The 5694-nt window shown below is 57.6% G+C and carries 2 protein-coding genes, 2 pseudogenes and 1 other annotated feature; of the genes and pseudogenes, 3 read left to right on the top strand and 1 reads right to left on the bottom strand.

Annotated elements, in window-relative coordinates; genetic code table 11:
* Both ABJK70_RS18925 and ABJK70_RS18920 read left to right on the top strand, forming a co-directional pair.
* Window positions 1–930 (top strand): annotated as a pseudogene (locus ABJK70_RS18925) (FAD-binding oxidoreductase); the annotation flags it as partial.
* 238 nt (window positions 931–1168) lie between these two features.
* The gene (locus ABJK70_RS18920; protein ID WP_347258769.1) at window positions 1169–1882 is read left to right on the top strand and encodes a site-specific integrase; all 714 of its coding nucleotides are present in this window, start codon (window positions 1169–1171) and stop codon (window positions 1880–1882) included.
* A 157-nt stretch (window positions 1883–2039) separates the two neighbouring features.
* Here the strand turns inward: ABJK70_RS18920 and ABJK70_RS18915 are convergent.
* Window positions 2040–2655 (bottom strand): annotated as a pseudogene (locus tag ABJK70_RS18915) (IS3 family transposase).
* Window positions 2414–2528, bottom strand: a sequence feature (AL1L pseudoknot). Its footprint overlaps the pseudogene before it by 115 nt.
* Window positions 2656–3025: 370 nt before the next feature.
* Between ABJK70_RS18915 and ABJK70_RS18910 the strand changes: the two are divergent.
* A partial coding sequence (locus ABJK70_RS18910) for an alkaline phosphatase family protein (protein WP_347258768.1) occupies window positions 3026–5694 on the top strand: 2669 nt, incomplete at its 3' end.

Here is a 5694-nt window from a genome sequence, read left to right as displayed (position 1 = left end):
AAAAAATACGTCCGGCTTCACTATCGTCCCGTTTACTCACTCGACGATATGGTCGACGTTTTCGAAGCGGAGAGCAGGAATAAGGAGAAAAATGACTTCGTGGAAGGGTTGGTCTACAGTCGCGACACCGCAGTCATCCTGTGCGGCATGATGACCGACGAGAAGGGGGCCGACGGACCGTTGAACGCCATCGGACGATGGTATAAGCCATGGTTCTACAAGCACGCACAAACCTACCTCACGGAACGAAAAGAAGGGTTCGAGTACGTACCGCTCAGGGATTATTTTCATCGACATACTCGAAGCTACTTTTGGGCGATGGAAGAAATCATTCCCTTCGGCAATCATCCGCTTTTCAGATGGCTATTGGGATGGGCGCTGCCGCCGCGGATCGAGCTATTGAAGTATACGGAAACGGAAACGACCCGAAGGCTTCGGGAAAAGCATCACGTCGTTCAGGATATGTTGATGCCGATCCGATACTTGGCCAAATCCATTCAATATTTCGACGATCATTTCGAACTCTATCCATTGTGGCTTTCGCCCATGGCGGTCTACGAGAACGAGCGGAAGCTCGGGTTCATACATTCCTTCCGAGGCGAGGGTGACATTCTGGGTGAGCTTTATGTCGACATCGGCGCGTATGGCACACCGAAAAAGGACAATTTCAACAACGCCTCCGCCTTGCCCTCGCTCGAAAAGTTCGTCCTGGACCATCGGGGTTATCAGGCGCTGTACGCCAGAACGACCCTGAGCCGAGAGAATTTTAGAACCATGTTCGATCACAAAGACTACGACAGACTGCGGGAGCAGCTGCCGTATTGCAAGCTGGCCTTCGATGAGATTTACGACAAGGTATCGTCAAAAGGCCGGACCTCGCCGGTCGAGCTGAGGCGTATGAATAAGGTGAGGCCACGGCATCCACGGTAATTCGGCTTTCAAAACGCCGTTTACTTGAAGACCAGGCTCTTTACCAGAGAACGCCTGTTGCATTCGGTCGTGCAGAGAACTGGATGAGTCCCGATGTGTAAACGTCGATCGCTTCAGGAGAATTACAAGGCGACTAACGCCATGCGCTACGGATGAGGTCAAATGGCTGCGTTTTCGGATAAAAATATCAAGGGCCTGGCAGTCACAGGTGTTAATTATCGGCGCTACGAGGGAGGCAGTGATCCCAGTTTCGGTGTCCAAGTTACCGCCGCCGGCGTCAAAACGTTCTTTTATCAATACACACTTCACGGGCGCAGACGTTTTCTTCGCTTGGGCACTTACCCTGTACGACGCTCTATCCTGGGAAGAGATCCGGACGATTTGGAACACGGACGGCTTCCATTTGCCTTATCGCTTGGCGATTCGTCTATTGTTGGCCACCGGTGGACAACGGTCAGGCGAAGTAACCCGCGCTGCCTGGTCGGAATTCGACCTTGATGCCGGTCTATGGCTGCTTCCTGCTGCTCGTGTGAAAAATAAACGTGATCATCTCATTCCGCTCACCCGACTCGCCCTAGATATTCTGAATGACTTGCGCAGCATCTACCCTGAAAGCAAATGGTTGTTTCCCGGTCGCCACAATCCGTTATCTGTGAAGCCTTGGAACGAGTCCACTTTACCGCATGCCGTGCAGGACTTTTGTGAGGAAACCAAGATGCTGCCCTGGACCCCGAAGGATCTGCGACGTACCGTAAAGACGCGGATGGGCGAATTGGGGATCGATAAACTGGTGCGGGACCGAATTCAGAATCATGCATTGAATGATATTTCGGCGAAGCACTATGATCGATACGACTACGTTGCAGAAAAGCGGGCTGCCCTTGAAGTTTGGTGCCGCCAGCTCGAAGAGTTAACCACTCGAGGTAGTGCCTCTCACCAGGTGGTCGAATAAGACTGTACCGGCTCCGACGTGTCCCGCAACTCATCGCGGGCTGCTTGCACATCCTCGGGACTGACGGGTTTCATTCTGGTGCGCCGTTCCGGAATGAACCGCCCCGGTTTTCCCGGAGACAGTTAATGTTGAGTCAGGCCGCGATGACCGACTCGGCCTATTGGCGATAATACGCCTGTTCCAACTCCGCCGGAGGCCCATGGCCGATCGGCTCCAGCAACCGACGGTGATTGAACCAATCCACCCATTCCAGGGTAGCGTACTCGACCGCATCGAGGTGTCGCCAAGGCCCCCGGCGATGGAGGACCTCGGTTTTGTATAGCCCGGGGCGCGCATCAGGCGCTCGACCGTGCAGCGGGCCACCCGAATGCCTTCGCGCTTGAGTTGTCGCCAGACTTTACGGGCGCCGTAGACCTGGAAGTTCTCCTCGTATACCCGGCGGATTTCCCTCGAGAGCTTGATGTCACGCTGCGCCCGTGGCGGCAACCGGGCTGGGTCCACCTGTCGCGTCTTGTGCTCGTGGTAGGTCGATGGGGCGATCGGCAACAGGGCGCGGATCGGCTCGACCCCATAGGCGACCCGGTGTTTGTCGATGAACGCCACCCTCATTTCAGTCGGCGGTCGAGCTCCTTAAGCGAAAAAAGCCGCCGCCTTACGCAGAATCTCGTTGGCCCGTTTAAGCTCGCGGTTTTCCCGCTCCAATGCCTTGAGCCGATCGTGCTCCGAACCGCACACGCGCCCTCTTGCCCGGAGTCGCGTTCCGTCCGACGCACCCACTTGCGCAACGTTTCCGCGGCGCCGCTCCTCTTGCCCGCGATCGAGCAGATGGCCGCCCACTGCGATTCATACTCCCCTTGATGTTCAAGGACTAGGCGGACCGCCCGCTCTTAGGTCTCTGGTGAAAATTTCGATGACTTTTTCATGACTCCATCCTCTCGAGAAACGGAGTCTCCGGAAATCCCGGGGCGGTTCAGTGGCCCGCAATTTCCGGCCGTTCTCTCGTTGCCCATGCTGTTATGTCACAGAACGGCCTCCATTTTGTCACGCATCGGTAAGCAGATTGAAACGTGGTACGCCTATGATCCAGCGCGACCTTCACCGTGCGCCACACGTTTCTTGTGATCAACCCGACGGAGACTAGATATGAATGGCCTATGGCAAAGAAGAACTGCCGCGATTATTTCTATTGAATTGATACTGTCACTCGGGACATCGACCCTTGCATGGGGCCGCAATGACGACGCGAGTACTTCCACTCGTGCCGGTATTGTCCTTACCGAGGGAGAGTTCCTGCCGACCGGCAAGCGCATCACACCGGATGCCGCCCCTCATGCCCTCTTTCAGCCGCTCAATCCCGGCCTACCCACACGTCCCGATTTCCTGGCCGATCACGCCGTCGATACGACCGTCAGCCCCGACGGCAGCACTCTGCTGATCCTGACCAGCGGCTATAACCGCAATAACAGCTCCACCGGATCCCGAGTGGCAAAAGAATCCATGGAATATGTGTTCGTCTTCGACATAACCGGGCTCGCACCGGTTCAGAAACAGGCGATCCTGGTGCCGAACACCTTCAACGGTTTGGCCTGGAATCCCGGCGGACACGAGTTTTATGTGTCCGGTGGTGTGGACGATACGGTTCGCGTGTACACGCGGAATGCGGGGCAGTGGTCCGAGGCCGCGGAAATTCCGCTGGGACACGCCAACCAGGGTGCTGGTCTGAATATTCGGCCGATGGCTGCGGGCTTATCCGTCAACGCCAAGGGCGACCGGTTGCTGGTGGCCAATTATGAAAACGATTCCGTGAGTCTGGTCGACCTGAGCACGCGCACCAAGATCGGCGAGCTGGATCTTCGCCCCGGCAAGACTGATCCTTCCCGAGCCGGCACCCCGGGCGGAACTTATCCCCTGGCGGTGTCTTTCAAGGGAAATGAGAAGGCCTATGTTTCGTCCCAGCGCGATCGCGAACTGGTCGTTCTCGACGTGGACGACAGCACAATGGCCGTGCGCGGACGCATCAAGACCCAGGGGCAGCCCAGCAAGATGACGTTGAACAAAGCCCAGGACCGGCTCTACGTCGCCAGCGACAACAGCGATACGGTGCTGATCATCGATACCGTCGAAGATCGGATCATCGAGGAGATCCTGACCACCGCACCCGAGCAGGTTTTCCCCAAAGCGAAAAGATTCAAGGGCGCAAATCCCAACAACGTTGCGCTTTCGCCGGATGAAAAAACCTTGTTCGTCACGAACGGCGGCACCAACTCGGTGGCCGTTATCCAGCTCGAAGGCGGCGGAGCAGAGAAAACAACTAAGGCGGAGGACAGCGACGATGCTGGGGATAAGAAGAGCCGGCTAATCGGTCTCATCCCCACCGGATGGTATCCGAATGCGGTCGGCGTGAAACCGGACGGCAGCACGCTCTACGTGGTGAACGGCAAAGGGGTCGCCGGACCAAACACCCAGGCCTGCCGCAACACGCTCTCCACCGCGCCGGGTTCTCTTGGCGCCTGCAACGCCGCCAACCAGTACGTCTGGCAACTGGAGAAAGCGGGCTTTCTAACGCTGCCCGTTCCGGAGGGCAAGGATCTGGCACGGCTCACCTGGCAGGTCGCCTACAACAACGACTTCCCCACCGTTCACGAGCACGCCAGATGGGAAGACACCATGGCCTTCCTGCGCAGCCGGATCAAACACGTCATTTATGTGGTCAAGGAGAACCGCACCTATGACCAGATCCATGGCGATCTGGAAAAAGGCAACGGCAACCCTGGCCTTGCAATCCTGTCTCCCTACAGTCCCAACCACAACCGGCTGGCCCGCCAGTTCGTGACGCTCGACAATTTCTACGACAGCGGCGAAACCTCGGGCGTCGGCTGGAACTGGACCACGGCGGCGCGGACTACGGACTTCACCGAGAAGACCCAGCCGCCCAACTACGCCGGGCGCGGCCTGAGCTACGACTGGGAAGGGGCCAACCGCAACTTCCCGGTGTCGTTCACGCCGGAGGAACGACAGGCATCCGGATTGACCGATCCCGATATGCTCGCCGGCAGCGCCGACGTGGCGGCCCCGGACTCACGGGATGGCGAAGCGGGCACCGGTTATTTGTGGGATGCCGCCCTGCGCGCCGGCTTGACGATACGGAACTACGGGTTCTACGTGACCAACCTCCCCGGTGCCCCGGTGGTCGACAAACCCTTCGGGCAAGGCGTCAAACAGGCGGTGGCTCTGAAGCAGGCATTGAAACCGTACACCGACGAATATTTCAGAGGTTACGATCAGAACAACTCGGACTTTTACCTGTTTAAGGAATGGGAGCGGGAGTTCGACCATTACGTCGAGAGTGGCCAGCTTCCCAATCTCTCTTTAGTCCGGTTGCCCCACGACCACTTCGGCAATTTCGCTACCGCCCGGTTCGGCGTGAATACGGTGGAAACCCAGATGGCGGACAACGATTACGCGGTGGGCCGGCTGGTGGAGAAAGTCGCGAAGAGCCGCTTCAAGGACGATACGCTGGTTTTCGTCATCGAGGACGATGCGCAGAACGGTGGCGACCACGTGGATGCGCACCGCAGCATCGCCTATGTCGTGGGTCCTTACGTCAAGCAGGGTGCGCTGGTATCCACCCGCTACACGACGGTCAGCATGATCCGAACGATCGAAGAAGTTCTGGGCCTTCCGCCGCTGGGCATCAACGACGGTCTGACCGCGCCGATGGCGGATCTTTTCGACAAAAAACAGGAATCCTGGAGCTACCAGGCCGTGGTCCCGGAAATTCTTTACAGCACCCAGCTCGAATTGCCGCCACG

It is taken from the genome of Methylocaldum sp. (genome assembly GCF_039794385.1).
Classification (GTDB): domain Bacteria; phylum Pseudomonadota; class Gammaproteobacteria; order Methylococcales; family Methylococcaceae; genus Methylocaldum.
The sequence above is the reverse complement of the archived record's forward strand: the minus strand, read 5'-3'. Positions and strand labels throughout refer to the sequence as shown.